26 protein-coding genes and 2 tRNA genes are annotated in these 25,085 nt (G+C 61.0%); 14 read left to right on the forward strand and 14 right to left on the reverse strand.

Features of this window, described 5'->3' with window-relative positions:
* Window positions 1-40 precede the first annotated feature (40 nt).
* From NRG23_RS12820 to NRG23_RS12840, 5 genes are all read left to right on the forward strand, one after another.
* Window positions 41-117, forward strand: a tRNA-Met gene (locus NRG23_RS12820).
* A gap of 206 nt (window positions 118-323) precedes the next feature.
* Window positions 324-400, forward strand: a tRNA-Met gene (locus NRG23_RS12825).
* A 279-nt stretch (window positions 401-679) separates the two neighbouring features.
* Window positions 680-3,328: a bifunctional lysylphosphatidylglycerol flippase/synthetase MprF gene (gene mprF, locus NRG23_RS12830; protein ID WP_257374683.1), complete on the forward strand. Its 2,649-nt coding sequence runs from the start codon at window positions 680-682 to the stop codon at window positions 3,326-3,328.
* Window positions 3,328-4,623 carry a virulence factor family protein gene (locus NRG23_RS12835; protein WP_135006294.1) on the forward strand — a complete coding sequence of 432 codons (1,296 nt, stop codon included), beginning with the start codon at window positions 3,328-3,330 and terminating at the stop codon, window positions 4,621-4,623. Before mprF ends, NRG23_RS12835 begins: the two co-directional genes overlap by 1 nt.
* A gap of 497 nt (window positions 4,624-5,120) precedes the next feature.
* A complete protein-coding gene (locus NRG23_RS12840; protein WP_016702028.1) occupies window positions 5,121-5,396 on the forward strand; it encodes a DUF3077 domain-containing protein in 276 nt (91 codons plus the stop codon).
* A 199-nt stretch (window positions 5,397-5,595) separates the two neighbouring features.
* Here the strand turns inward: NRG23_RS12840 and NRG23_RS12845 are convergent, their stop codons facing one another.
* Window positions 5,596-7,437 (reverse strand): potassium transporter Kup, encoded by a 1,842-nt coding sequence (locus NRG23_RS12845; protein WP_371920935.1) that lies wholly within the window; start codon window positions 7,435-7,437, stop codon window positions 5,596-5,598.
* A 391-nt stretch (window positions 7,438-7,828) separates the two neighbouring features.
* On the opposite strand from NRG23_RS12845, the gene rimO reads away from it, so the two are divergent.
* From rimO to tsaA, 6 genes are all read left to right on the forward strand, one after another.
* Window positions 7,829-9,166, forward strand: a complete 1,338-nt coding sequence (gene rimO, locus NRG23_RS12850; RefSeq protein WP_016702026.1) for a 30S ribosomal protein S12 methylthiotransferase RimO — start codon at window positions 7,829-7,831, stop codon at window positions 9,164-9,166.
* Window positions 9,167-9,272: 106 nt separating this feature from the next.
* Window positions 9,273-9,746 (forward strand): GNAT family N-acetyltransferase, encoded by a 474-nt coding sequence (locus tag NRG23_RS12855; protein ID WP_009047338.1) that lies wholly within the window; start codon window positions 9,273-9,275, stop codon window positions 9,744-9,746.
* An 82-nt stretch (window positions 9,747-9,828) separates the two neighbouring features.
* Window positions 9,829-10,539: an rRNA pseudouridine synthase gene (locus NRG23_RS12860; protein WP_009047337.1), complete on the forward strand. Its 711-nt coding sequence runs from the start codon at window positions 9,829-9,831 to the stop codon at window positions 10,537-10,539.
* A 66-nt stretch (window positions 10,540-10,605) separates the two neighbouring features.
* On the forward strand, window positions 10,606-11,067 hold the full coding sequence (locus NRG23_RS12865; RefSeq protein ID WP_009047336.1) for a DUF1456 family protein: 462 nt from the start codon (window positions 10,606-10,608) through the stop codon (window positions 11,065-11,067).
* A gap of 133 nt (window positions 11,068-11,200) precedes the next feature.
* Window positions 11,201-11,971 (forward strand): SDR family oxidoreductase, encoded by a 771-nt coding sequence (locus NRG23_RS12870; RefSeq protein WP_124354632.1) that lies wholly within the window; start codon window positions 11,201-11,203, stop codon window positions 11,969-11,971.
* A gap of 86 nt (window positions 11,972-12,057) precedes the next feature.
* On the forward strand, window positions 12,058-12,753 hold the full coding sequence (gene tsaA / locus NRG23_RS12875; protein WP_009047334.1) for a tRNA (N6-threonylcarbamoyladenosine(37)-N6)-methyltransferase TrmO: 696 nt from the start codon (window positions 12,058-12,060) through the stop codon (window positions 12,751-12,753).
* Window positions 12,754-12,825: 72 nt separating this feature from the next.
* Here tsaA and fpr read toward each other — a convergent pair whose 3' ends face one another.
* A complete protein-coding gene (gene fpr / locus NRG23_RS12880; RefSeq protein ID WP_009047333.1) occupies window positions 12,826-13,605 on the reverse strand; it encodes a ferredoxin-NADP reductase in 780 nt (259 codons plus the stop codon).
* A gap of 133 nt (window positions 13,606-13,738) precedes the next feature.
* On the opposite strand from fpr, the gene NRG23_RS12885 reads away from it, so the two are divergent.
* Entirely contained in the window at window positions 13,739-14,665 is a 927-nt protein-coding gene (locus NRG23_RS12885; RefSeq protein WP_009047332.1) for a LysR family transcriptional regulator, read from the forward strand.
* Here the strand turns inward: NRG23_RS12885 and NRG23_RS12890 are convergent.
* From NRG23_RS12890 to NRG23_RS12900, 3 genes are all read right to left on the reverse strand, one after another.
* A complete protein-coding gene (locus tag NRG23_RS12890) occupies window positions 14,662-15,024 on the reverse strand; it encodes a diacylglycerol kinase (protein WP_009047331.1) in 363 nt (120 codons plus the stop codon). The genes NRG23_RS12885 and NRG23_RS12890 overlap by 4 nt on opposite strands.
* Window positions 15,025-15,100: 76 nt before the next feature.
* Complete coding sequence (gene erdR / locus NRG23_RS12895) at window positions 15,101-15,751, reverse strand: response regulator transcription factor ErdR (RefSeq protein ID WP_009047330.1); 651 nt, start codon at window positions 15,749-15,751, stop codon at window positions 15,101-15,103.
* A 334-nt stretch (window positions 15,752-16,085) separates the two neighbouring features.
* Entirely contained in the window at window positions 16,086-16,796 is a 711-nt protein-coding gene (locus NRG23_RS12900) for a tRNA-uridine aminocarboxypropyltransferase (protein ID WP_016702022.1), read from the reverse strand.
* 189 nt (window positions 16,797-16,985) lie between these two features.
* Here NRG23_RS12900 and NRG23_RS12905 point away from each other — a divergent pair, with 189 nt between their 5' ends.
* Window positions 16,986-17,408: a PA3611 family quorum-sensing-regulated virulence factor gene (locus tag NRG23_RS12905; RefSeq protein ID WP_007923938.1), complete on the forward strand. Its 423-nt coding sequence runs from the start codon at window positions 16,986-16,988 to the stop codon at window positions 17,406-17,408.
* Window position 17,409: 1 nt separating this feature from the next.
* Here NRG23_RS12905 and NRG23_RS12910 read toward each other — a convergent pair whose 3' ends face one another.
* On the reverse strand, window positions 17,410-17,604 hold the full coding sequence (locus NRG23_RS12910) for a hypothetical protein (protein ID WP_009047328.1): 195 nt from the start codon (window positions 17,602-17,604) through the stop codon (window positions 17,410-17,412).
* A 483-nt stretch (window positions 17,605-18,087) separates the two neighbouring features.
* Here NRG23_RS12910 and NRG23_RS12915 point away from each other — a divergent pair, with 483 nt between their 5' ends.
* A complete protein-coding gene (locus NRG23_RS12915) occupies window positions 18,088-19,203 on the forward strand; it encodes a TIGR00730 family Rossman fold protein (protein WP_016702021.1) in 1,116 nt (371 codons plus the stop codon).
* Window positions 19,204-19,248: 45 nt separating this feature from the next.
* Here NRG23_RS12915 and recX read toward each other — a convergent pair whose 3' ends face one another.
* The 8 genes from recX to NRG23_RS12955 all read right to left on the reverse strand — a co-directional run bounded on the left by recX (window position 19,249) and on the right by NRG23_RS12955 (window position 25,084).
* A complete protein-coding gene (gene recX / locus NRG23_RS12920) occupies window positions 19,249-19,716 on the reverse strand; it encodes a recombination regulator RecX (RefSeq protein ID WP_009047326.1) in 468 nt (155 codons plus the stop codon).
* An 8-nt stretch (window positions 19,717-19,724) separates the two neighbouring features.
* Window positions 19,725-20,777 (reverse strand): recombinase RecA, encoded by a 1,053-nt coding sequence (gene recA / locus NRG23_RS12925; RefSeq protein WP_009047325.1) that lies wholly within the window; start codon window positions 20,775-20,777, stop codon window positions 19,725-19,727.
* A gap of 83 nt (window positions 20,778-20,860) precedes the next feature.
* Window positions 20,861-21,361 (reverse strand): CinA family protein, encoded by a 501-nt coding sequence (locus NRG23_RS12930; protein ID WP_009047324.1) that lies wholly within the window; start codon window positions 21,359-21,361, stop codon window positions 20,861-20,863.
* A gap of 82 nt (window positions 21,362-21,443) precedes the next feature.
* Entirely contained in the window at window positions 21,444-21,980 is a 537-nt protein-coding gene (locus NRG23_RS12935; protein WP_041985687.1) for a lysis system i-spanin subunit Rz, read from the reverse strand.
* Window positions 21,962-22,525 carry a glycoside hydrolase family 19 protein gene (locus tag NRG23_RS12940; protein ID WP_009047322.1) on the reverse strand — a complete coding sequence of 188 codons (564 nt, stop codon included), beginning with the start codon at window positions 22,523-22,525 and terminating at the stop codon, window positions 21,962-21,964. The genes NRG23_RS12935 and NRG23_RS12940 overlap by 19 nt, the downstream gene beginning before the upstream one ends.
* A 21-nt stretch (window positions 22,526-22,546) precedes the next feature.
* A complete protein-coding gene (locus tag NRG23_RS12945) occupies window positions 22,547-23,149 on the reverse strand; it encodes a tail fiber assembly protein (RefSeq protein ID WP_198919811.1) in 603 nt (200 codons plus the stop codon).
* A 6-nt stretch (window positions 23,150-23,155) separates the two neighbouring features.
* Entirely contained in the window at window positions 23,156-24,220 is a 1,065-nt protein-coding gene (locus NRG23_RS12950) for a phage tail protein (protein ID WP_198919810.1), read from the reverse strand.
* A 393-nt stretch (window positions 24,221-24,613) separates the two neighbouring features.
* Window positions 24,614-25,084, reverse strand: coding sequence for a tail fiber assembly protein (locus tag NRG23_RS12955; RefSeq protein ID WP_041985690.1), 471 nt, complete (start codon window positions 25,082-25,084; stop codon window positions 24,614-24,616).
* Window position 25,085 lies beyond the last annotated feature (1 nt).

Below are 25,085 nucleotides of genomic sequence, written 5' to 3' on the forward strand. Positions count from 1 at the left end.
TGACAGACCGGCGATCCTCTGTAGAATGCCGCCACACAGACGCGGGATGGAGCAGTCTGGTAGCTCGTCGGGCTCATAACCCGAAGGTCGTCGGTTCAAATCCGGCTCCCGCAACCAAACATCAAAAAAGGCTACTCGAAAGAGTGGCCTTTTTTGTGCGCGCCGCTTTTATCGCCATGCCTTGCGCGATGTCGCGCAAAAAACAAAACCCTTTGCACCACCGGGACTTAACCCGCCTTGCGAGTCATCCAACACTTATTTGACTCAATGGATCATTAACGGTTGACACTCCAGCATTCGTCTGTAGAATGCCGCCACACAGACGCGGGATGGAGCAGCCTGGTAGCTCGTCGGGCTCATAACCCGAAGGTCGTCGGTTCAAATCCGGCTCCCGCAACCAAACATCAAAAAAGGCTACTCGAAAGAGTGGCCTTTTTTGTATCTGTCGGAAAAATCTTTTCGCAACAATGACCTGGCAATCTCCCGTGAACCGTCAGTCACCTCCCCCACTCTTTCCAACCCGCTATGCTCATTGCCAGGCTGCCACTTGAAAACGCTGGCCGTCCGGGCTCGCAGGGCCATGGTGAGACGCGTTAATATTTGAAACTATTTTTTCTGCAGGGATTGGTAACTTGGCTGGATACCCCCATCCTGTCGCGCACAATCCACGAGGTGATTGATGCGCGCCAACTCGTCTGACTCACAAGACACCGATACCGTTACAACGAACCAACCGGTTGCGGCCACCCGCTTGCGCTGGCTGGAACTGTTGAGCAAATATCGCCAGCCGATCGGCATGGTCGTGACCCTGCTGCTGTTCGGCATAGCCCTGATTGCCTGTCGCCACCTGCTCAGCGAGCTGGATCTGTATGCCCTGCATGACTCGATCCTCGACGTGCCTAAACCGGCCCTGCTCGGCGCACTGGCCGCGACCGTGGTCGGCTTCGTCATCCTGCTCGGCTACGAATGGTCCGCCAGCCGCTACGCCGGGGTGAACCTGCCGTCGCGCACCCTGGCCCTGGGGGGCTTCACCGCCTTTGCCATCGGTAACGCCATCGGCCTGTCGCTGCTCTCCGGTGGCTCGGTGCGTTACCGACTCTATGCCCGGCATGGCGTGGGCGCCGGCGACGTCGCCCATATGACGCTGTTCGCCAGCCTGTCCCTGGGTTGCGCCCTGCCACCGCTCGCGGCCCTGGCGACCCTGAGCAACCTGCCTGCCGCGTCCGCCGCCCTGCGCCTCTCCGAAGGCCTGCTGGCCAGCATTGCCGGCGCCGTATTGCTGCTCTGCGCGATCCTGGTCATCGGTATCTACCGGCGCCGCCTGCCCGAACAGCCATTGCCGGGCAACCTGCTGGTCAAGGCCGGGCGCCGCACCCTGCGCCTGCCGGGACGCCGCCTGACGCTCCTGCAACTGCTGATCACCGCCCTCGACGTCGCCGCCGCAGCCACCGTGCTGTATCTGCTGCTGCCCGAAGCACCGCCCTTCGGCGCCTTCCTGCTGGTCTACCTGCTGGCCCTGGCGGCCGGCGTGCTCAGCCATGTACCCGGCGGCGTCGGGGTGTTCGAAGCGATTCTGCTGGCCGCCTTCGCCGACAAGCTCGGCGCGGCGCCACTGGCCGCCGCCCTGCTGCTGTACCGGTTGATCTACGTGATCCTGCCGATGCTGGTGGCCTGCGTCCTGCTGCTGATCAATGAAGCCCAGCGCCTGTTCCAGACCCGTCAATCGCTGCGGGCGGCCTCGGGCCTGGCGGCGCCGATCCTCGCGGTACTGGTGTTCCTGTCCGGCGTGGTGCTGCTGTTTTCCGGCGTGACTCCGGAAATCGACACCCGCCTGCAACACATCGGTTTTCTGATCCCGCACCGCCTGGTGGATGCCTCGCACTTCGGCGCCAGCCTGGTCGGAGTGCTTTGCCTGCTGCTGGCCCAGGGCCTGCGCCGGCGCCTGTCCGCGGCCTGGATCCTCACCACCATCCTGCTGCTGGTCGGCGCGGTGCTCTCGCTGCTCAAGGGCTTCGACTGGGAAGAAGCCAGCCTGATGACCCTGACCGCCAGCCTGCTGGCGATCTTCCGGCGCTCCTTCTACCGGCCGAGCCGCCTCACCGAACTGCCGTTCTCGCCGCTGTACCTGGTGGCCAGCGTCTGTGTGCTGGGTGCGTCGATCTGGCTGCTGCTGTTCGCCTACCAGGACGTGCCCTACAGCCATCAGCTGTGGTGGCAGTTCACCCTCGACGCCGATGCCCCGCGGGGCCTGCGTTCGCTGCTGGGGGCCGCGGTACTGCTGGTGGTGGTGTCCCTGACCTGGCTGCTGCGCACCGCGCGCCCGGTGATTCACCTGCCCAATGGCGAGGAACTGGACCGCGCGGCGAAGATCCTCATGGCCTCGTCCCAGCCCGATGGCGGCCTGTCCCTGACCGGCGACAAGGCCCTGCTGTTCCACCCCAACGACGATGCCTTCCTCATGTATGCCCGGCGCGGCCGCAGCCTGGTGGCGCTGTACGACCCGATTGGCCCGACCCAGCAACGGGCCGAGATGATCTGGCAGTTCCGCGACCTGTGCGACGTCCACCATGCGCGCCCGGTGTTCTACCAGGTGCGCGCGGAAAACCTGCCGTACTACATGGACATCGGCCTGACCGCGATCAAGCTCGGTGAAGAAGCCCGGGTCGACCTGAACCGCTTTGACCTCGAAGCCAAGGGCAAGGAGATGAAGGACCTGCGCTACACCTGGAACCGTGGCACCCGGGACGGCCTGTCGCTGGAAATCCATGAGGCCGGGCACGCGCCGATGGACGAACTGAAAGTCATTTCCGATGCCTGGCTGACCGGCAAGAATGTCCGCGAGAAAGGCTTCTCCCTCGGACGTTTCAGCGAGGACTACCTCAAGCATTTCCGTATCGCGATCATTCGTTTTGAAGGACGTCCGGTGGCCTTCGCCAACCTGCTCGAGACCTACAGCCATGACCTGGCCAGCCTCGACCTGATGCGCGCCCACCCGGAGGCTCCCAAGCTGACCATGGAGTTCATGATGGTCGGCCTGATCCAGCATTATAAAAACCATGGGTATGCCCGCTTCAGTCTGGGCATGGTGCCGTTGTCGGGCCTGCAACCCCGGCGTGGCGCGCCACTGACCCAGCGCCTTGGATCGATGGTTTTCCGTCGGGGTGAGCAGCTGTACAACTTCCAAGGGTTGCGCCGTTTCAAAGACAAATTCCAGCCTGACTGGGAACCTCGTTACATGGCCGTGCCCGCCGGACTGGATCCGCTGGTGGCACTGGCCGATACCGCCGCCCTGATTGCGGGCGGCCTGACTGGATTGGTGAAACGCTGATGATTCAACGCTCCTGGCGGTATGTATTAGCCACTCTGGTGGTGTTTGCCCTGATAGCGGGAGGCGGCTACTGGTACTGGAATCGTCCGGCGCCCCAACCGACCCTGGAACACCTGGCCCAGACCGATGGTTCGACCCTGACCCGCGTCACCCCGGCCGCCCAGGCCAAGGCCCGGGTCGCCGTGGCCGTCCTCGCCGACGAGGCCCTGACCGATACTCAACTCCTGGCCCTGAGCCGCGGCGGCGCGGCGCAGATCGTCCAGGTGATCCTGCCCAAGGACGACTGCAAGCTGCAGGAACAAGCCCTGCAGAACGCCCTTGGCCAACTCAAGGGCCCGGCGACCCTGGTCAGCGGCATCGGCCCTGGCGCCGCCCTGGCCTGGCGCTGGATCGCCACCCAGAACGATGACAAGGCCCAGGCCGTGTCGGTGGGCTTCACCATTAACCCGGCTCCGGGTTGCACCGACCCACTGCCCAAGACCCTGGCCCACGGCCACTGGCTGGTGGCCTGGAACGACAACCCGGATGACGAAAGCGCCGGCTTCGTGCGTGACACCCCCAATGCCACCACCAGCATCAGCGACTACGACATTCACCTGCCCCAGGTGCTGAACAACGAGTTGCGCAAGCTGCTGGTGGGTTCGGACAATGGCGGCCTGAACATCCCGGTGGTCGAAGTGCCGGCCGGCCAGGCCAAGGACACCGTGACCCTGTTCCTCTCCGGTGACGGCGGCTGGCGCGACCTGGACCGCGACGTGGCCGGCGAGATGGCCAAGATCGGCTACCCGGTGGTCGGCATCGACACCCTGCGCTACTACTGGCAGCACAAGACCCCGGAACAGAGCGCCACCGACCTGACCGAACTGATGCAGCACTACCGGCAGAAATGGGGCACCAAGCGCTTCGTGCTGACCGGCTATTCGTTCGGCGCCGATGTCTTGCCAGCCATCTACAACCGCCTGCCGGAAGCCGAGCAGCAGCGGGTCGACGCCATTATCCTGCTGGCCTTCGCCCGCACCGGCAGCTTCGAGATCGAAGTCGAAGGCTGGCTGGGCAATGCTGGCAAGGAAGCCGCCACCGGCCCGGAAATGGCCAAGCTGCCAGCGGCCAAGGTGGTGTGCATCTATGGCGAGGAAGAAGTCGACGAAAGCGGTTGCACCGACAAGACCGCCGTCGGCGAAGCCATGAAGCTGCCGGGCGGCCACCACTTCGACGAGAACTACCCGGCCCTGGCCCAGCGCCTGGTCAACGTCATCGAGAAACGCCAGGGCAAGGACAAGGTCGCCGACGAGTGATCTGATTGCCGTTGTATCAAAAGCCCCTGCAGCCTGATGGTTGCAGGGGCTTTTTTACGCCTGCTGAAAACGCAAGGCCGACCCGTTGGAACCTCCCCGCCAGCACGCTGCCGGAACGCCTCAAGGTGCCAAACGAAGGTGAAACATCGCAATGCCGGATGACTCCCGCGGAGGTTGTAGGCAAACTCCGAACATTGCGTAAGGGGATGCGCTAGAGCACTTTGCTGCCTTGTTGGCCTTCGCTTCGACGGGATAGGCTCCAGACGTCGCTGACTATTCAGCGATCGGGCTTGGAAACCCGAAGAGTCTGGGCAACTAGCACCCCATAGTGATTGCAGGCGAATTTAGCGCCTGCAATCCATCAGTTATGGCGGCTGTGCGTGGGAGACCTTCGGGTCTGCCGGTTTCCTGGATTCCCGGTTTTCCAACCTGCGTACAGCTGCCACCCATTCGCTTGGAAACGAACGTGGCAGCTCCTCAAATTCAGGAGTTGGTCCATGAACAATGCAAATCCGCCCCAATCTTCAAACCTGACAACAGTCGGCTTAACCCCTTTCCTCTACTGCTCAGAACGCCCGCTGTTCCACGTCAGCGCCGGCGTCCCCATTGGCGACGCCCTGGCCCAAGCCTCCGACCTGCTGTTCCTGGCCAAGGCCTTTGCCGAGGACGCCGCCTACACCAAAGACACCGATCGCCACGCCTGGGCTGCGCATTACCTGACGGCCATGGGCAAGGCCGTGATTGATGACGTGGTGAAGGTGTTGAGATTATGACCAGCTCGCCCAAAGATCAGGCCTGACCGCAGTTCTTCTGTAGGAGCGAGCTCGCTCGCGAAAAACTCAAACACAGCGCATTTCTTCAATGCCTACGCATTATCGTTGGCCATCTTCGCGAGCAAGCTCGCTCCTACAAGGGCCACAAAAAAGCCCCCGTCACCACTGAGGTGACGGGGGCTTCTGCTGTCGCGCCAGCTTACATCTCGATCTGCGTACCCAGCTCGATCACCCGGTTCACCGGCAGCTTGAAGAAACGCAGGTTGCCATTGGCGTTCTTGAGCATGAAGGCGAACAGCGTCTCGCGCCAGCGCGCCATGCCGACGATCTTGGAGGTGATGACCGTCTCGCGGCTGAGGAAGTAGGTGGTGCGCATCGGGCTGAAGTCCAGCTCGTCCAGGTGGCACAGCTTCAGCGCTTCAGGCACGTCCGGCTCGTCGGTGAAACCGAAGTGCAGGATCACCCGGAAGAAGCCTTCGCCATAGGAGTCCACCTCGAAGCGCCGTTGCGTCGGCACCCGTGGGATGTCTTCATAGACCACGGTCAGCAACACCACTTGCTCGTGCAGCACCTGGTTATGCAGCAGGTTGTGCAACAGCGCATGGGGCACGGCGTCGGAGCGTGCAGTGAGGAACACCGCGGTGCCCTGGACCCGATGCGGCGGCTGCACACGGATGCTGTTGATAAAGATCGGCAGCGGCAACGCGCCCTCGCCGAGGCGCTCCATCAACAGTTCCTTGCCGCGCTTCCAGGTGGTCATCAGGGCGAACAGCACAATCCCCGCCACTACCGGGAAAGCACCGCCCTGGAAGATTTTCGGCACGTTGGCGGCGAAGAACAGCCCGTCCACCAGCAGGAAGCCCACCAGGATCGGCACCGTCAGCACCGGCGACCACTTCCACAGCAACAGCATCACCGCCGACACCAGGATGCTGGTAATCAGCATGGTCCCGGTCACCGCCACGCCGTAGGCCGAAGCCAGTGCGCCGGAAGACTCGAAGCCCAGCACCAGGAGGATCACACCGACCATCAGCGCCCAGTTCACCGCACCAATGTAGATCTGCCCCTGCTCCGCGCTGGAAGTGTGCTGGATGTACATGCGCGGGATATAACCCAGCTGGATCGCCTGGCGGGTCAGGGAGAACGCACCGGAGATCACCGCCTGGGAGGCAATCACCGTGGCCAGTGTGGCCAGCACCACCAGCGGGATCAGGGCCCAGCTCGGTGCCAGCAGATAGAACGGGTTACGCGCCGCTTCCGGGTTCTCCAGGAGCAAGGCGCCCTGGCCGAAATAGTTGAGCACCAGCGCCGGCAGCACCAGGGCGAACCAGGCGCGGGCGATCGGCTTGCGACCGAAGTGGCCCATGTCGGCGTACAGCGCTTCGGCACCGGTCAACGCCAGCACCACGGCGCCCAGGATGGCCACGCCCATGCCCGGATGCACGATGAAGAACCGCACACCCCAGACCGGGTTCAGCGCCTGCAGCACTTCCGGATGCTGGGCGATGCCGTAGACCCCCAGCCCACCCAGGGTCACGAACCACAGGACCATCACCGGTCCGAACAGCTTGCCGATGCGATCGGTACCGTGCTTCTGGATCAGAAACAGCGCCACCAGCACGATCAGCGCCATCGGCACGACCCAGTGCTCGAGCCCGTCGAAGGCAATCTCCAGCCCCTCTACCGCCGACAATACGGAAATCGCCGGGGTGATCATGCTGTCGCCGTAGAACAAGGCCGCGCCGATCAGGCCCAGGATGACCAGAACCACCCGCAGCCTCGGATAGGGCGTCGACGCCCGCCGGGCCAGGGCGGTCAAGGCCATGATGCCGCCCTCGCCCTGGTTGTCGGCCCGCAGGATGAACAACACGTATTTGATCGAGACCACCCAGATCAGCGACCAGAAGATCAATGCAAGAATGCCGAACACACCGTCGTGGTTGACCGGAACCCCGTAATGCCCCGCGAATACCTCCTTCAAGGTATAAAGCGGGCTGGTCCCGATGTCGCCATAAACCACCCCGACCGCCGCCACCAGCATCCCCAGGGGCCTGGCCCTGGAATGCTCGCTGCCTACCGCCTGACTACTTGCCTGACCCATCCACCACTCCTACTACCCAGATCGGGGCTTCTTATAAAAGGCATGACATTCAAGACAACGCTAAGCTTGCAAGACTCTCGTGAATGCCCATGCAGCATGCACCCTTTTACTTACAGTTACAGACGTTCTGTTGACTATAAGAATTCACCCGGGCGCAACGGCGCGAAGCATAACGCAGCACTCGTCGTATTTCCCTGCATAAAGCTGGTCAAGTGCGCCAGCCGTCGCTAGAATTGCGCACTTTTTGATCAGAGGCGCCCCTAGCGCCCGTTCGTCGCCAGCGGTTTTATCCAGATCGCCGAGCGACCCGACACCTATACCGAGGTTAGACATGTCCACCCCTACCGCGCCAGCCAACCCCAAGGTCGGCTTCGTTTCCCTGGGTTGCCCGAAAGCGCTGGTCGATTCCGAGCGCATCCTCACGCAACTGCGTATGGAAGGTTATGACGTGGTGTCCACCTACCAGGACGCCGACGTCGTGGTGGTCAACACCTGCGGTTTCATCGACTCGGCCAAGGCCGAATCCCTGGAAGTGATCGGCGAAGCCATCAAGGAAAACGGCAAGGTCATCGTCACCGGCTGCATGGGCGTGGAAGAAGGCAATATCCGCGACGTGCACCCGAGCGTGCTGGCCGTGACCGGTCCGCAGCAGTACGAGCAAGTGGTCAGCGCGGTGCACGAAGTGGTGCCGCCGAAACAGGACCACAACCCGCTGATCGACCTGGTACCGCCACAAGGCATCAAGCTGACCCCGCGTCACTATGCGTACCTGAAGATTTCCGAAGGCTGCAACCACAGCTGCAGCTTCTGCATCATCCCGTCGATGCGCGGCAAGCTGGTCAGCCGCCCGGTCGGCGATGTGCTGGACGAGGCCCAGCGCCTGGTCAAATCCGGAGTCAAGGAACTGCTGGTGATTTCCCAGGACACCAGCGCCTACGGCGTCGACGTCAAGTACCGCACCGGTTTCTGGAACGGCGCGCCGGTGAAAACCCGCATGACCGAGCTGTGCGAAGCCCTCAGCACCCTGGGCGTCTGGGTCCGTCTGCACTACGTCTACCCGTACCCGCACGTCGACGAGCTGATCCCGCTGATGGCCGCCGGCAAGATCCTGCCGTACCTGGACATCCCGTTCCAGCACGCCAGCCCGAAAGTGCTCAAGGCCATGAAACGCCCGGCCTTCGAAGACAAGACCCTGGCCCGGATCAAGAACTGGCGCCAGATCTGCCCCGAGCTGATCATCCGCTCGACCTTCATCGTCGGCTTCCCCGGCGAAACCGAAGAAGACTTCCAGTACCTGCTCGACTGGCTGACCGAAGCCCAGCTCGACCGCGTCGGCTGCTTCCAGTACTCGCCGGTGGAAGGTGCGCCGGCCAACGACCTGGACCTGGAAGTGGTCCCGGACGAGGTCAAGCAGGACCGTTGGGAGCGCTTCATGGCGCACCAGCAGGAAATCAGCTCGGCGCGCCTGCAACAGCGCATCGGCAAGGAAATCGAAGTGCTGATCGATGAAGTCGACGAACAGGGCGCCGTGGGCCGCTGCTTCTTCGACGCCCCGGAAATCGACGGCAACGTGTTCATCGACGGTGCCGGCGACCTCAAGCCAGGCGACAAGGTCTGGTGCCGGGTGACCGACGCCGACGAATACGACCTCTGGGCCGAAGTCCTGTAAGGCGTAAAAAACCGCACAGCCCCGCTCTCTTCGTGAGATGCGGGGCTTTTTTACGTCTATCGTTTGCTCAGGACCACGGATGCGTCACAACACAGGAGCAGGCGGCATGCGCCATCATTCGGTCATCCATACCCCGAAACACAGCGACTACCCGGAACTGACCCGGGTCTGGGAAGCCTCGGTACGCGCCACCCACGACTTCCTGCCGGACAGCTACATCGAACTGCTGAGAAACCTGGTGCTGAACCGCTATCTGGATGCGGTGATGCTGATCTGCACCCGGGACCAGCGCCAGCACATCACCGGCTTCGCCGGGGTCGCCGCCGGCAAGATCGAAATGCTCTTCATCGATCCCGACCATCGTGGCCAGGGCCTGGGCAAGCAATTGCTCAGGTACGCCATCGAACACCTGAACGCCGACGAGCTGGACGTCAACGAGCAGAACCCGCAAGCCCTGGGCTTCTACTTCAAGCAGGGCTTCGAGATCATCGGCCGCTCCGAGCACGACGGCATGGGCCAGCCCTACCCGCTGCTGCACATGCGTCTGAAACAGCCCCAGCAGCAGGCACTGCGCGGCTAAAAGCCACAGCGGGCAAATGGACCCGCGATTAACCGGCGCCGGGCAGGTACAATGCCTGCCCCCTTTTGTTACGGCCCCTGTCATGACTGACCCGATTCGTCTCTCCAAACGCCTCATCGAACTCGTCGGCTGCTCCCGCCGGGAGGCTGAGCTGTTCATCGAGGGCGGCTGGGTCACCGTGGATGGCGAGGTCATCGACGAGCCGCAGTTCAAGGTCGACACCCAGAAAGTCGAGCTCGACCCGCAGGCCAAGGCCACCGCGCCGGAGCCGGTGACCCTGCTGCTGAACGTGCCGGCCGGCCAGGACGTCGACAGCGCCATGCAGTCGCTGGGCGCCGCCAGTCTGTCCGAGGAACACCGCTTCGGCAAACGGCCGCTCAAGGGCCACTTCCTGCGCCTGACCGCCAGCGCCGACCTGCAAGCCAACGCCAGCGGCCTGCTGGTGTTCACCCAGGACTGGAAGATCCTGCGCAAGCTGACCGCCGATGCGGCCAAGATCGAGCAGGAATACGTGGTCGAGGTGGAAGGCGAGATGGTCGCCCACGGCCTCAACCGCCTGAACCACGGCCTGACTTACAAGGGCCGGGAACTGCCGCCGGTCAAGGCCAGCTGGCAGAACGAAAACCGCCTGCGCTTCGCCATGAAGAACCCGCAACCGGGCGTGATCGCCCAGCTCTGCGAAGCGGTAGGCCTGAAGGTCGTCGCCATTCGCCGCATCCGTATCGGTGGGGTTTCCATCGGCAAGGTGCCGGTCGGGCAATGGCGCTACCTGTCCGCCAAAGAGAAATTCTAGGCCGACACCCATTCAGACGCCGCGCTTGCCTGCGGCGCTCAACGTGAACAGACCAGGACTGTAGACATGATTCATAACGATGTACTGCGCAGCGTGCGCTACATGCTCGACATCAGCGACAAGAAGGTCGTCGAGATCATCAAGCTCACCGGCTTTGAAGTGAGCCTGAACGACATCGTCGGCTACCTGAAAAAGGACGAAGAAGAAGGTTTCGTGCATTGCCCGGACGAGGTCATGGCGCACTTCCTCGACGGCCTGGTGATCTTCAAGCGTGGCAAGGACGAAAGCCGTCCGCCGCTGCCGATCGAACTGCCGGTGACCAACAACATCATCCTGAAGAAGCTGCGGGTCGCCTTCGAGCTGAAGGAAGACGACATGCACGCCATCCTCAAGGCCGCCGATTTCCCGGTGTCCAAGCCCGAGCTGAGCGCGCTGTTCCGCAAGTTCGGCCACACCAACTACCGCCCGTGCGGCGACCAGTTGCTGCGCAACTTCCTCAAGGGCCTGACCCTGCGCATTCGCGGCTGATTGCCCCTCGATCCGCGGTGGCCACCCTCGGCCACCGCCATGCATGACCCTTCATTCCCTCGCACAATAATGGCTCCGCTCATCGCGACTGACGACTAGGGTATGCACTGACCCTCAGCCCTCAGGATTCGCCATGCATCCCTACTTTTCCCTGCAAGGCCGTACCGCCCTGGTGACCGGCGGCACCCGCGGCATCGGCAAGATGATCGCCAAGGCTTTTGTCGAGGCCGGCGCCACTGTCTATGTCTGCGCCCGCGATGCCGAGGCCTGCCAGCAGACCGCGACGGAGCTCGGGGCCCTGGGCAGCTGCCACGCCCTGTCCGCCAACCTGGCGAGCGAAGAAGGCATCCAGCAACTCGTCTCCCGCCTCGAAGCCCAGGTCGATCGACTGGATATCCTGGTGAACAACGCCGGCACCACCTGGGGGGCGCCGCTGGAAAGCTACCCGGTCAAGGGCTGGGAAAAGGTCATGCAATTGAACGTGACCTCGGTGTTCAGCTGCATCCAGCAATTCCTGCCGCTATTGCACAAGGCGGGCTCCGCGGCCAATCCGGCGCGCATCATCAATATCGGCTCGGTGGCCGGGATCTCCTCCTTTGGCGAACAGGCGTACGCCTATGGCCCGAGCAAGGCGGCGCTGCACCAGCTGTCGCGGATCCTCGCCCGCGAACTGGTCAGCCAGCACATCAACGTCAACGTGATCGCCCCCGGGCGCTTTCCGAGCAAGATGACCCAGCATATCGGCAACGACGAGCAGGCCCTGGCCGAGGATACGGCGCTGATCCCGATGAAACGCTGGGGCCGCGAGGAGGAAATGGCTGCCCTGGCCATCAGCCTGGCGAGCACCGCCGGGGCCTATATGACCGGGAATATCATTCCGCTGGATGGTGGGTTCAGCCTCTGACTCCACCTGTAGCCGCAGCCTGCGGCAGCGGCTACAGGTCAACGCGGGTTATCATGGCGGCCCCTACCCCGTCTCGACCCCTGACCATGACCTACAGCGTTTCCCCCATCGGCTTCGTACGCTCCTGCTTCAAGGAAAAGTTCGCCATCCCGCGCCAGCCGCAACTGGCCCCGGCGGCCCGTGGCGTGCTGGAGCTGGTGGAGCCCTTCGACCAGGGCGACGCGGTGCAGGGCCTGGAACAGGTCAGCCACATCTGGCTGCTGTTCCTGTTTCACCAGGCGCTGGAAGACAAACCGCGGCTCAAGGTCCGCCCGCCGCGCCTGGGCGGCAACAAGTCCATGGGCGTATTCGCCACCCGCGCCACTCACCGCCCCAACGGCATCGGCCAGTCGGTGGTCAAGCTGGACAAAGTCGAGGCCAATCGCCTGTGGATCTCCGGCATCGACCTGCTGGACGGCACGCCGATTCTCGATATCAAGCCCTACGTGCCCTATGCCGACATCATCGACAGCGCGAGCAATAGCATCGCCAGCGCGGCGCCGGAGCTGATCCCGGTGCAATGGAGCGACAATGCCCTGCAACAGGCCCATACGCACGCTCAACGCCTGCAGGAGCCGCTGGTGGAGCTGATTGAACAATGCCTGGCCCAGGACCCGCGCCCGGCCTACCAGACACCCACTCCAGAGCGTGAATACGGCGCGCAGTTCTGGGACCTGGACGTGCGCTGGCACTACCCGCAGCCGGGCCTGATCCAGGTCCTGGAAGTGGTTCCAGCGCGCTGACAGCCGGCCGGAAACGAAAAAGCCCGCGCTGCCTTCTCAGGCAACGCGGGCTTTTTCTGTGCTGCGAGTCGCTTACTTCTCGACGAAGGCGCGCTCGATCAGGTAGTCACCCGGCTCGCGCATGCGTGGCGAAACGGTCAGGCCGAAGCTGTTGAGCACTTCGCTGGTCTCCTCGAGCATGCTCGGGCTTCCACACAGCATGGCGCGGTCGTCCTGCGGGTTGATCGGCGGCAGGCCGATATCGCTGAACAGCTTGCCGCTGCGCATCAGGTCGGTCAGGCGGCCTTCGTTCTCGAACGGTTCGCGGGTCACGGTTGGGTAGTAGATCAGTTTTTCACGCAGCGCTTCGCCGAAGAACTCGTTCTGCGGCAGGTGCTCGGTGATGAACTCGCGGTAGGCGACTTCGTTGACGTAACGCACGCCGTGGCACAGGATCACTTTCTCGAAACGCTCGTAGGTTTCCGGATCCTGGATGACGCTCATGAACGGCGCCAGGCCGGTGCCGGTGCTGAGCAGGTACAGGTGTTTGCCAGGCTTCAAGTCGTCCAGTACCAGGGTACCGGTAGGCTTCTTGCTGATGATGATCTCGTCGCCTTCCTTCAAATGCTGCAGCTGGGAAGTCAGCGGACCATCGGGAACCTTGATGCTGAAGAACTCGAGATGCTCTTCCCAGTTCGGGCTGGCAATCGAGTAAGCGCGCATAAGCGGGCGGCCGTTGGGTTGTTGCAGGCCGATCATCACGAACTGACCGTTCTCGAAGCGCAGGCCCGGATCGCGGGTGCACTTGAAGCTGAACAGAGTGTCGTTCCAGTGGTGAACACTGAGGACACGCTCGTGGTTCATGTTGCTCATGTACGGGGGACTCCTGGAAAGTTGTCAGCGCACGCTCTGACAGGCGAGCCGAGCGCAATTGCACAGCATTCTAATGGCGGCGACAATATCTGTTAACTGGATTATTAAGATAAGGGTTATCGGTTATATCGATATGCGATTCACTCTCCGTCAACTGCAAGTATTCGTCGCCGTCGCCCAGCAAGAGAGCGTTTCTCGTGCTGCTGGCCTGCTGGCCCTTTCCCAATCCGCGGCGAGCACTTCGATCACCGAGCTCGAACGGCAATCCAGTTGCCAGCTGTTCGATCGCGCCGGCAAACGCCTGAGCCTCAACGCCCTGGGCAAACAGCTGTTGCCGCAGGCGGTGGCGTTGCTGGACCAGGCCAAGGAAATCGAAGACCTGCTCAACGGCAAGTCCGGCTTCGGCTCGTTGTCGGTGGGCGCGACCCTGACCATCGGCAACTACCTGGCGACCCTGTTGATCGGCAGCTTCATGCAAGTCCACCCCGAGAGCCAGGTCAAACTCCATGTGCAGAACACTGCGCATATCGTGCAACAGGTCGCCCACTACGAAATTGACCTGGGTCTAATCGAGGGCGACTGCAGCCACCCGGACATCGAAGTGCAAACCTGGGTCGAGGATGAGCTGGTGGTGTTCTGCGCGCCACAACACCCCTTGGCCAAACGCGGCCATGCGAGCATGGAGGAGCTGACCCACGAGGCCTGGATTCTGCGCGAACAGGGCTCGGGCACGCGCCTGACCTTCGACCAGGCCATGCGTCATCACCGCAGCGCGCTGAATATCCGGCTCGAACTGGAACACACCGAAGCAATCAAGCGCGCGGTGGAGTCAGGGTTGGGGATTGGCTGCATTTCCAGACTGGCGCTGCGCGACGCCTTTCGCCGCGGCAGCCTGGTCCCGGTAGAGACGCCGGACCTGGACCTGGCCCGGCAGTTCTACTTCATCTGGCACAAACAGAAGTACCAGACCTCGGCGATGCGCGAATTCCTCGAGCTCTGCCGCTCCTTTACCGCCGGGGTGCAACGCAGCGACGAGATCGTGCTGCCGAGCATTCCTTAAATCAGGATGACTGCCCAGACCACGGTGATCATGCTCAAGGCCACGAGTTGTGCGGCGCTGCCCATGTCCTTGGCATTTTTCGACAGAGGATGGCGATCCAGGGAGATCCGGTCGATCGCCGCCTCGACCGCCGAATTGAGCAATTCGACAATCAGCGCCAGCAGGCAGACAGCAATCAACAACGCCCGCTCGACCCGGCTGACATTCAGCAGGAAAGACACGGGGATCAGAATCGCGTTGAGCAGCACCAACTGACGAAACGCAGCTTCGCCGGTGAAGGCGGCCCGCAGGCCATCGAGGGAGTATCCCGAGGCATTGAGGATGCGTTTAAGACCGGTTTGACCTTTGAAAGGCGACATAAATTAGGCAACTAGAACAATAAGGAATGGGAAAGCTAGTTCAACCAAAGTCAAAAAAGCGTGAAGAAATAGCCGGTTACTGGCTGGAAATTGACTCAAGTTGTTGCAGGAGCAGTGCCGCCTGAGTGCGGGTACGCACCCCCAGCTTACGGAAGATCGCCGTCACGTGGGCCTTGATGGTCGCTTCCGAAACGCTCAGTTCATAAGCGATCTGCTTGTTCAGCAAACCTTCGCAGACCATGGTCAGCACGCGGAACTGTTGTGGCGTCAGGCTCGCCAGGCCTTCGCTGGCCGCCTTGGCCTCAGCGGAGACGCTGACCTGTTCGAAGGCCTGCGGCGGCCACCAGACATCGCCATCGAGCACACTGCGCACGGCCTGTTGAATGACTTCGAGAGAACTGGACTTGGGAATAAAACCACTGGCGCCAAATTCACGTGAACGCACCATCACGGATGCTTCTTCCTGTGCCGACACCATCACCACCGGAATCTGCGGGTACTGACCGCGCAACAGCACCAGGCCGGAAAAACCGTAAGCACCAGGCATGTTCAGGTCCAGCAGCACCAGGTCCCAATCAGCCTTTTCGGTCAGGCGGGCTTCCAGTTCGGCAATGCTCGCCACTTCCACCAGACGGACATCCGGGCCGAGGCCCAGGGTCACCGCTTGGTGCAGTGCGCTACGAAAGAGGGGGTGGTCATCGGCAATCAGGATTTCGTATGTGGCCATTTTTCAAATGATCCTGTTTTTTATGGGAGAACCGATGCATTCGGTCCTCGCCAAGGCAACACAGGTGTCAGCCAGAATGCTGCACCCAAAGAGCACGATCAACGCCAAGAGCCCGAAAATGCGGCGTTTCAAGGATCGGTCGCGCCCTAATCGGCGCCAAGCATGCCCAGCGAAGCCGGGGTGGTCAAGCTTCGGGCCGTGCAGCATCTTAGCTTGCTAACTAATAAGAGTGCCATCACGCAAAGCCCGCGCCCTGCGCGACTGTGCCTCGATGCTGAGCGCGATACTGGTGGCACAACTCTGGCCGGAAAAACTCCAACCCCTGCCTCAGGCTTTACAGAAAAGGCTTGAGGCGCGTGTGCGTCTCGTCATCAGGGTCGATCTCAAGCTGGAACTTGGCCGACAGGTAATGGGTGCTGAACACATCCAGGTAAGCATCCAGCACTTCGCCGGCCTGCCGGTCGGCGGCCAGTTCCAGGCACAGCGCCGCAACCTCCGCGGTGCAGAAATGGTCATCGCGCTTGGAGCGCCGCAGCTTGTAGCGCGACAACTGTTCCGGCTCCAGGCTCAATACCGGCAAGTGCTCTAGATAGGGGCTCTTGCGAAACATCTTGCGCGCTTCGCTCCAGGTCGCATCCAGCAGGATAAACAGCGGGCGCTTGCCCGCCTCCAGGCGGACTTCGCTCACCACCCGCTCTGGCGCGACGAACTCTCCGGGGAACACCACATAAGGCTGCCACTGGGGATCGGCCAGCAAGGCCAGCAATTGTGGGTCGACTTCCGTCCGTGACCAGGGGAACGCCATGGTGTCTTCTATGACATCGGCGATCAGCCAGCCAGTATTGCTTGGCTTCATGGGTTCGACGTCGTGCATGATCAGGCACATCGCCGACTGCGCGGAAACCTTGGGGCGCCAGGCGCACATGCAGTGGCTGGGAATCACCCGACAGCCCGCACAGCGTTCCGCCCGGGAACCACGGGCAGTAAAAGGCCTGACCGCACGCGCAAGACGTTGGGCACGCAGGCGGGAAACGGCGTGACTCATTAGAAGCCGCCCTGACAGAAAGAAGGAATCGACACGAAAGGAACTCGGAAAGCTGAAAATTCGCACAAGTTTATCAGAGCTCTCTGCTCAAACCTGTACCGCCTACCCTCGCTCCCCTATAATTCGCCGCCACTGAACGCACAGTCGCGTGACTGGTCGAAGCATCAGTCACTGAATCAGGAGAGTTTCATGTTGCGCTTTATCGTTCCCACCGCCGCCCTTCTGCTGGCCTTGCCGTTCAGTGCTCAGGCTGCATCGCTGCAAGACTTCGAACTGAACAAGACCCTGCAGAAAACCGCCGAGGAAAGTAACGTCGGCACGCCTCGGGAAGTCAACGAGAACATCCTCGACCAGGGTTATACCGTCGAAGGCAAGGAACTGATCAACCACCTCAGCGTCCAGGCCGAACACGCTGAAAAAATGCGCGCCAACCCCAAGGCGGTCTACCTGCAACTGGGCGCCAGCGTTTGTCGTGACCCGAACTACCGCAAGCTGATGGCCAAGGGCGCAATCATGCGCTACGAATTCACCGAAAACCGCACCAACCGCCCGGTCGCTTCGGCGCGCTTCCAGGAGTCGGACTGCCCGGCCCCGGCGAAGAAGAAAAAGTAATTCAGTGCCCTGCTGCGCGCCGCTGTTGATCATCGGCCCGCAGCTCCGCCAACAGGGCCTGCAAGTAGCTCGAACGGCGCTCCCCACCTTCAAGCCGGCGTCGGCATTCCTCTTCAAGAGTCAGATGATTGGCGTCTGCCGCTGACTTCAGCAGTTGATACAGCTGCGCATCTATATCCAGCACGACTTTGTGCATGACCAGCCTCCGTGCCCCCACTCGCCATTACCTGCGCGACAACCCCGTCCCGTGCATCCTGCCCTTTGACGCCAAGCTGTCTTGCTGGCGCTGTAACTTAGTAAATCAGAGCCCCCACTGGTTGGTACTCGTTCAGACAAGCGGTGAAAACACTGCGCGCCTGCGGCAATAAGTGATTGCCAGCCCCGACTTTCAAGGGCCATGATCAAGTCAGCGCGAATCATCATGAAGGTCTAGATTTCAAAGTGTTCATGCTGAATTTTCCTGGGTAGATCCGGAGGCTGCCCAAGCGCGTCTTGCAGTGCACATGCTTTCTAAATCAAGGAATAGCAGAACCTGTATGGATGGCCCGCTGGCCACGACAGGGTTTTTCCACCCTGGCGAATCAGCCGCCAAAGCCGGGCTGACAGCGACACATGCAGTGTCGGGATGCCAACGAATGCTTCGTTCGTGTCAAAGGTTCTGTGCAGAAGGAGAAGTTGAATGCCTTACGAACCGAATGACCTCCTCAGTCGTCATTTTCAGAGCAACGGTATCGATCTCAGCAAGGTCGAAGAACAACTCAACCTGATCGCCCCCAACAGCCCCAACATCCCTCTTTATCGCGACATGATTCTCACCGTCCTGCGCATGGCCCAGGACGACCTCAACCGCTGGAACGCGAAAATCACCCTGCAGGCCCTGCGCGAACTGGAACATGCTTTCCGCGTACTGGAACAGTTCAAGGGACGACGCAAGGTGACGGTATTCGGCTCCGCGCGCACGCCGATCGAACACCCGCTGTATGGCCTGGCGCGAGAGCTCGGCGCGGCCCTGGCCCGCTCCGACCTGATGGTCATCACCGGTGCCGGTGGCGGCATCATGGCCGCGGCCCACGAAGGTGCCGGTCGCGATCATAGCCTGGGGTTCAATATCACCCTGCCCTTCGAGCAGCATGCGAACCCGACGGTGGACGGTACAGAGAACCTGCTGTCCTTCCACTTCTTCTTTACCCGCAAGCTGTTCTTCGTCAAGGAAGCCGATGCCCTGGTGTTATGCCCGGGTGGCTTTGGCACGCTCGATGAGGCGCTGGAAGTACTGACCCTGATCCAGACCGGCAAGAGCCCGCTGGTACCGGTAGTGCTGCTGGATGTCCCGGGAGGAACCTTCTGGCAAGGGGCGCTGGACTTTATCCACAACCAGCTCGAGAACAACCGCTACATCCTGCCAACCGACATGAAGCTGATGCGCCTGGCGCATAACACCGAGGAGGCGGTGGAGGAAATCAACCAGTTCTACAGCAACTTCCACTCCAGTCGCTGGCTGAAACATCAGTTTGTCATTCGCATGAATCACAAGCTCAGCGAACCGGCGCTCGAGCAGATGCAGACGGCTTTCGCCGACCTGTGCCTGAGCGATCGCTTCCATCAACATGCTTACAACGTGGAAGAACACAACGAACCGGAATTCAGCCATCTGGCACGCCTGTCGTTCACCTTCAACGCCCGCGACAATGGTCGCTTGCGCGAGCTGATCGACTTCATCAACCTGCCGGAAAACTGGGCGGTAAATCAGGCCAGGACGTCACAACGCAGCAGAGAACCGATCAAGGTCACTTGAGCGCAAATGCAGCGGCCCGCGCATTCGATTCGCGGGCCCTACAGGTCAGTCGTCCACCCTTCGGCCGCTCAACAAGCGGCCGATCATGTCCATCGAATATCCCCGATAGCCCAGAAAGCGGCCTTGTTTGGCACGCTCCTTGGCATCTATCGGGAAATGCCCGGCAAACTTGCGCTGCCAGACCTCTTCCAGTTGCGCCTGCCAGTCAATACCGCTCTCACGCAGGGCGAGCTCGATATCGGCACGCTGCAAACCGCGCTGGCTGAGTTCTTCGCGAATACGCATGGGGCCGTAGCCGGAACGGGCACGATAGGAAACGAAACTTTCGAGGTAACGGGATTCGGATAACAGCCCCTCTTCCGTCAAACGGTCGAGGGCTGTTTCGATCATCTCGGGACAGGCGCCGCGCTGACGCAGTTTACGCGTCAGCTCGACTCGACCGTGCTCGCGTCGCGCGAGCAGGTCCATTGCGGTTCGCCGCACCGCGACGAGGGTATCGAGTACGGCGGTCATCGGATCGATCAGATATCCGCGTCAGCCATGTCATCGATGGTCTCGTTGACCGGCGAAGCTTTGACATCAGCGCTTGGAGCCAGCAGCTTGTCGCGAATCTGCTTCTCGAGGGCATTGCCGATTTCCGGATTGTCCTGCAGGAACTTGGCCGAGTTGGCCTTGCCCTGACCGATCTTGTTGCCCTGGTAGCTGTACCAGGCACCGGACTTCTCGAGGAAACCGTGCAGCACGCCCAGATCGATGATCTCGCCGTTCAGGTAGATACCCTTGCCGTACAGGATCTGGAATTCAGCCTGGCGGAACGGTGGAGCCACCTTGTTCTTGACGATCTTGACCCGGGTTTCGCTACCGACGACTTCGTCGCCTTCCTTCACCGCGCCAGTACGACGGATGTCCAGACGAACCGAAGCGTAGAACTTCAGCGCGTTACCGCCGGTGGTGGTTTCCGGGCTGCCGAACATCACGCCGATTTTCATACGGATCTGGTTGATGAAGATCACCAGGCAGTTGGCGTTCTTGATGTTACCGGTGATCTTGCGCAGCGCCTGGGACATCAGGCGGGCCTGCAGGCCCACGTGCATGTCGCCCATCTCGCCTTCGATCTCGGCCTTGGGTACCAGTGCCGCCACGGAGTCGATCACGATCACGTCGATGGCATTGGAGCGCACCAGCATGTCGGTGATTTCCAGCGCCTGTTCGCCGGTGTCCGGCTGGGAAACCAGCAGGTCGTCAACGTTGACCCCCAGTTTGCCGGCGTATTCCGGGTCCAGTGCGTGCTCGGCGTCGACGAAGGCGCAGGTGGCGCCCATCTTCTGTGCCTGGGCAATCACGGACAGGGTCAGGGTGGTTTTACCGGACGATTCCGGACCGTAGATTTCAACAATACGACCTTTTGGCAGGCCGCCGATGCCGAGTGCGATGTCCAGACCCAGAGAGCCAGTGGAAATGGCCGGGATCGCCTGGCGGTCGTGATCGCCCATACGCATTACGGCACCCTTGCCGAATTGACGTTCGATCTGACCCAGGGCCGCAGCCAAGGCTTTCTTCTTGTTGTCGTCCATTAAAGTCCTCACGTAATCAATAAGGCCTGACGGCCAACACCTGTATAAGTAGCCAGTATTATTCCACAGCGTTCGTGGATCGCCTACCCCTGTTTTGAGATTTCTGCCGCGGCATGTTGCAGCAAGCCCTCTAGCGCGGCCTTCACCGTTTGTCGGCGGACTTCGTCCCGATTCCCGGGAAAGTGCCGGCACTCGGCCGTTACCGCCTCTCCGACGCCCCAGGCCAGCCATACGGTGCCCACCGGCTTCTGCGGCGAGCCGCCGTCCGGCCCGGCCACGCCACTGACCGCCACGGCATAACGTGCCCTGCTTTTGCCCTGCGCGCCCCGCACCATCGCCTCGACCACCTCGCGGCTGACCGCGCCGACGGAAGCGAACAGCGCTTGCGGCACCCCCAGTTGCTGGGTCTTCTGCCGATTGGAATAGGTCACATAACCCGCCTCGAACCAGGCCGAACTCCCCGGAATGCGGGTAATGGCCTCGGCAATCCCGCCACCGGTGCAGGATTCGGCGGTGGTGACGTGGGTATTCAGAACCTGCAAGCGCCTGCCAAGTTCAGCGGCAAGCTGGGTGATTTCGTTCACGGTCCTCTCCTGATCGGGCTGGCGGAGGTCTTACCGTACACGAGCGATACGCGCTTGCAAGGCACGCAACGGATCAAAATGTTTAGCGGCCTAGCGCCCTGACATAGGCCTGACAGGCCTGCAGGGCGATCAGTCCCCGGTCGCCGGCATCGGTGATGCCGACAATTCGTTGAGCATGCGCCGGGTCAAGTCGGGCTCGCGGGGCTCCATGAACCAGGCCGCCGGCGGCGGCGGTGGCAGGCACTGTACAGCCGGCGGCGCTGTCGTGGGCGTCGAGGAGGACTGACAGGCGCAGATCAGCAGTGGCAAGACGGTCGCGCAGGCGACCTTGATCACGTTGGGCATCGCTCAAGGCTCGGTAATGGGTTTGGTCGCTGGCTTGCAGCTGTTGCTCCAGGGCCAGGCGTTTGTCCTGTTCGTCCCGCTGCCGGGCAGCGGCCGCCAGGTTCAGCTGATTCAGCGCTTCACCGTGCAGCCTGGCCTGCTCCGCCAGTTGCCGGCCAAAACGCCACTCCTGGACCTGCCAGGCCAGCGTCCCGGCAACGCCGGCCACCACGGCCAGCAGTACGACGACAGCCATTGCCCGGTAAGACAGCGGCATCAGGCCGAAGGCTGGCATAACACCTCCCGCGCCCGCGCCCAGAGTTGCAGGCGGTCCTCCAGCCCGTTCAAGCCGCCGTTGATACGACGGGTGATGCTGTTGAACTGGTCGCGGTCAGCCAGTTCATTAAGGCCGTTCTGCTGCCAGAACCAGGCGGCCGACTCGGCGGCCCACTGCGGTTGTTCCAGCAATTGCGGCAACGCCAGCAAACGCTCGTCGCCGAACAGTCCGAGGCTGCATTGCCGGTAGTTGTCGCGACCGGTGACCTGGATCAGACCACGGCCCCGGTATTTCTGGCCGTCGCCATCGGCCTCCGGGGTATTCCCCAGACGGGCCGCCAGGCTGCCGGTGTCGTATTTGCTCAGGTACTGGTCATTGCCCAGCTCCCGCACATAACGCAACTGCCCCGACTCATGACCGACCTGCGCGAGGAAGGCGGCCATGCGTTTGGGGGTGTTGATATAGCGGTGCGCCATGGCGGTGTTAAGCGCAGAAACAAAAACGCCCGCTTGGGAGCGGGCGTTGGGCATGATTTTGAGGAGTTGTCCCTCGGTCACAGACATTGGCGTCTCCCTGACATGGACTCATTTGGTACGGAAGAAAGATCGCAATGCCTTCAGCGGACCGCGAGGGGCCTCCACCGCCAGCACGGGCCATTCGATTTCCAGAGGATAACCAGGCTGCTGCTCGATACGGTTCAAGGCAACGCAATAGCGTTTCCACTCCAGCAAGGCGGATTGCTCCTCGGACGAGGCCTCTCCCAGCTCAAGGGCATATTGCAGCGGAGCCATGCGTAACGCCGCCTCACCCAGTCGTTTGTCTCGCTCACTTTGGGCGCCAAGCGCTGCCGCTGCCTGCTGCGCTTTTACATCAAGCTGCCAGGAGCCCTCGCGCCAACTGAAGTACTGTCCCGGCGGTGCTGTTTTCGTGAGTCCTTCGGGCAGGTCGCCCAATTCGGACCACTCCACGGACTCACCGGTATCAGCGCTGTAGGCCGGACCACGCAGGTCGACAACCTGTTGAGGCTGGCCTCCGACAAACGCCCAGACATGGCCTGGCGCGGGGTCATCAAGCTGCTGCTCCAGGTTTATTGCGTTATTGGGCAACTGAATGCCCAAGCCAGGAATAAGGGGAAACTCCACAGGGCCAATCAGAGCCCCCGATGCATCAATCAGGTAGTTCATCATTTCGTCTCAGATCAGTTTCAACCGGCCAGGATAAGCAACGTTATGGGGACGCGCCTCTGCGCCTCCTTCGTTGGATAAACCGGTCCCCACAGGTGTGGTCCCAACCAACTGGTAGGGCAGCGTGTATCTCAGAGACCAGACCGAAGTCTGGAAGACCGCTCCATTCGCATCCCCCTCACCCACTGCCACTGCCGTCGGAGTATGGATATGTGCCCGATTCTGGTCTCGCTGGACAACGCCAGGATTGCGACCCGGATCGATTCCGCGCCCTTCGTCCAGAACCCGCAGGAACTCACCCCGCCCTTCAGGCCCCCGAAACGTCAGTGCTCCATCACCGCTGCTCCAGCCACCTTCTGCACCGACTCGCGTCGCCTCGGTCCACATCATTCCTGACACCTTGGCATGGTCCCAAAGCCAAGGCCATTGGGCCCGACTGAGAATCGCCCCGTTCAAGGCGCCATAACCACCGGGACTGAAAGCGGTCGTCGTTTCAAAGACCGGGCGCCCCAGAGGCGTGCCATCGAATCGACCTACCGGCCACCAACCTCCAGCACCGTCACTGCGTAAGTGCCACCAATCCCCAGCGCCCATCAAGACGAAAAATGGATAACCATCGGCAGCCAAATGCGTGTGGAACTTGATTTTGTCAGTCCCCGAACATTGAACTACCAAGCGGTTACCGCTGTTGTCCACACGGCGCACAATAACGTCACGCACACCTAAACCTGCATTGTTGGGAGGAAGCGTTATCGACACCGAGTCTGCCGCACCATTGACGAGTAACAAACCCAGTTCGTCAGGCTCCAGCAATTTGGAAACTGCAATATTTTTCACGACTGAACGCATCGGGCTTGCGTTACCAACAATGACCTGCAATGCCTTCAGCAATTGGCCGTTATCGTTCTCATCCGGTGCTATACCTGCGCTTTTTACTACCGAGAGTATTTCTTGAGTGACACCATTGCCCCATGCCGCAGGGATCAATGATCCTGGAACACCAGAAACTGCATTTTCATCAATAAATCGACCATCTACCAAGCCAACACTTGGAACACTAATCGGATAATCCATTATTTAACCTTCTACCTCGAACATGACTGATCTTACCCACAACTCCCCTTCCACCAGAGCTGGCACACATGCAACATGCTTCAACCCAGCAATACCGTCGAATAAAAACGATTCAACCAGTGCATCTGGGTAGAAAGGCCAAAAATCATTTTTAATAAAAATACGAATATCCCGGCAACCACTCAGGTGGTGCTGGGCGACTTTCTGGATTTGGAAAAACTGGGAGTGGGCCAGTCACGTAAAGACTGAATACAACTCAGAAACTCATGAGACTGAGCCTCGGAAAGCGTTGTATTTCGATTAATCAGCTGTTCATCAATATGGCGTTCGCAAAGCGGGTTCAGTAATCAGCATGGATGAAAGTCCTCCACCGCAAACGTCTGCAAACTGGCCTCACTCACCAGGGGCCTCGGGCCACTCGACAACCGTTGGAAATCCCTCTTGCTCCTGCACTCGCGATAGCAGCACCCGATACTTTTTCCAGGCACTCAGAGAGACCTTCTTGGTCGCCAAAGCTGCGATTTCCTTATCCGTGGCAATTTCAAGTTCCACGGAGTCCTGCAGGATATTCACGTCAGCCTGCAACTTCTCGATCACGGAGTTGGCGACAGCCGTCAGCTCGGCGCGTTGTAGCAGCATATTGCTCTTTATCATATCCACCCCCGGTTCGGCGATATCACCAAATTCCAAAGCCACTGCACGATCAAATAAGTCCCGACCATGAGATTCCGGGTCATTTGGAGAGGCAGTAAATATGATTTCGCCAAGAGAGTCCTTGGTATCTTCAAATGTCACATACAGGTTAAGCGTTGTATGTGCCACATCATTCCAGCAAGGTGTGTGAGCACTTAGTACTTTCATCATC

Source organism: Pseudomonas sp. T8, from assembly GCF_024610635.1.
Taxonomy (GTDB): domain Bacteria; phylum Pseudomonadota; class Gammaproteobacteria; order Pseudomonadales; family Pseudomonadaceae; genus Aquipseudomonas; species Aquipseudomonas chlororaphis_I.

Coding starts and splice junctions, on each gene's coding strand:
- mprF (WP_257374683.1), top strand. CDS start 680: ATGCGCGCCAACTCGTCTGACTCACAAGACACCGATACCGTTACAACG.
- NRG23_RS12835 (WP_135006294.1), top strand. CDS start 3,328: ATGATTCAACGCTCCTGGCGGTATGTATTAGCCACTCTGGTGGTGTTT.
- NRG23_RS12840 (WP_016702028.1), top strand. CDS start 5,121: ATGAACAATGCAAATCCGCCCCAATCTTCAAACCTGACAACAGTCGGC.
- NRG23_RS12845 (WP_371920935.1), bottom strand. CDS start 7,437: ATGCTGGTGGCGGCGGTCGGGGTGGTTTATGGCGACATCGGGACCAGC.
- rimO (WP_016702026.1), top strand. CDS start 7,829: ATGTCCACCCCTACCGCGCCAGCCAACCCCAAGGTCGGCTTCGTTTCC.
- NRG23_RS12855 (WP_009047338.1), top strand. CDS start 9,273: ATGCGCCATCATTCGGTCATCCATACCCCGAAACACAGCGACTACCCG.
- NRG23_RS12860 (WP_009047337.1), top strand. CDS start 9,829: ATGACTGACCCGATTCGTCTCTCCAAACGCCTCATCGAACTCGTCGGC.
- NRG23_RS12865 (WP_009047336.1), top strand. CDS start 10,606: ATGATTCATAACGATGTACTGCGCAGCGTGCGCTACATGCTCGACATC.
- NRG23_RS12870 (WP_124354632.1), top strand. CDS start 11,201: ATGCATCCCTACTTTTCCCTGCAAGGCCGTACCGCCCTGGTGACCGGC.
- tsaA (WP_009047334.1), top strand. CDS start 12,058: ATGACCTACAGCGTTTCCCCCATCGGCTTCGTACGCTCCTGCTTCAAG.
- fpr (WP_009047333.1), bottom strand. CDS start 13,605: ATGAGCAACATGAACCACGAGCGTGTCCTCAGTGTTCACCACTGGAAC.
- NRG23_RS12885 (WP_009047332.1), top strand. CDS start 13,739: ATGCGATTCACTCTCCGTCAACTGCAAGTATTCGTCGCCGTCGCCCAG.
- NRG23_RS12890 (WP_009047331.1), bottom strand. CDS start 15,024: ATGTCGCCTTTCAAAGGTCAAACCGGTCTTAAACGCATCCTCAATGCC.
- erdR (WP_009047330.1), bottom strand. CDS start 15,751: ATGGCCACATACGAAATCCTGATTGCCGATGACCACCCCCTCTTTCGT.
- NRG23_RS12900 (WP_016702022.1), bottom strand. CDS start 16,796: ATGAGTCACGCCGTTTCCCGCCTGCGTGCCCAACGTCTTGCGCGTGCG.
- NRG23_RS12905 (WP_007923938.1), top strand. CDS start 16,986: ATGTTGCGCTTTATCGTTCCCACCGCCGCCCTTCTGCTGGCCTTGCCG.
- NRG23_RS12910 (WP_009047328.1), bottom strand. CDS start 17,604: ATGCACAAAGTCGTGCTGGATATAGATGCGCAGCTGTATCAACTGCTG.
- NRG23_RS12915 (WP_016702021.1), top strand. CDS start 18,088: ATGCCTTACGAACCGAATGACCTCCTCAGTCGTCATTTTCAGAGCAAC.
- recX (WP_009047326.1), bottom strand. CDS start 19,716: ATGACCGCCGTACTCGATACCCTCGTCGCGGTGCGGCGAACCGCAATG.
- recA (WP_009047325.1), bottom strand. CDS start 20,777: ATGGACGACAACAAGAAGAAAGCCTTGGCTGCGGCCCTGGGTCAGATC.
- NRG23_RS12935 (WP_041985687.1), bottom strand. CDS start 21,980: ATGCCAGCCTTCGGCCTGATGCCGCTGTCTTACCGGGCAATGGCTGTC.
- NRG23_RS12940 (WP_009047322.1), bottom strand. CDS start 22,525: ATGTCTGTGACCGAGGGACAACTCCTCAAAATCATGCCCAACGCCCGC.
- NRG23_RS12945 (WP_198919811.1), bottom strand. CDS start 23,149: ATGATGAACTACCTGATTGATGCATCGGGGGCTCTGATTGGCCCTGTG.
- NRG23_RS12950 (WP_198919810.1), bottom strand. CDS start 24,220: ATGGATTATCCGATTAGTGTTCCAAGTGTTGGCTTGGTAGATGGTCGA.
- NRG23_RS12955 (WP_041985690.1), bottom strand. CDS start 25,084: ATGATGAAAGTACTAAGTGCTCACACACCTTGCTGGAATGATGTGGCA.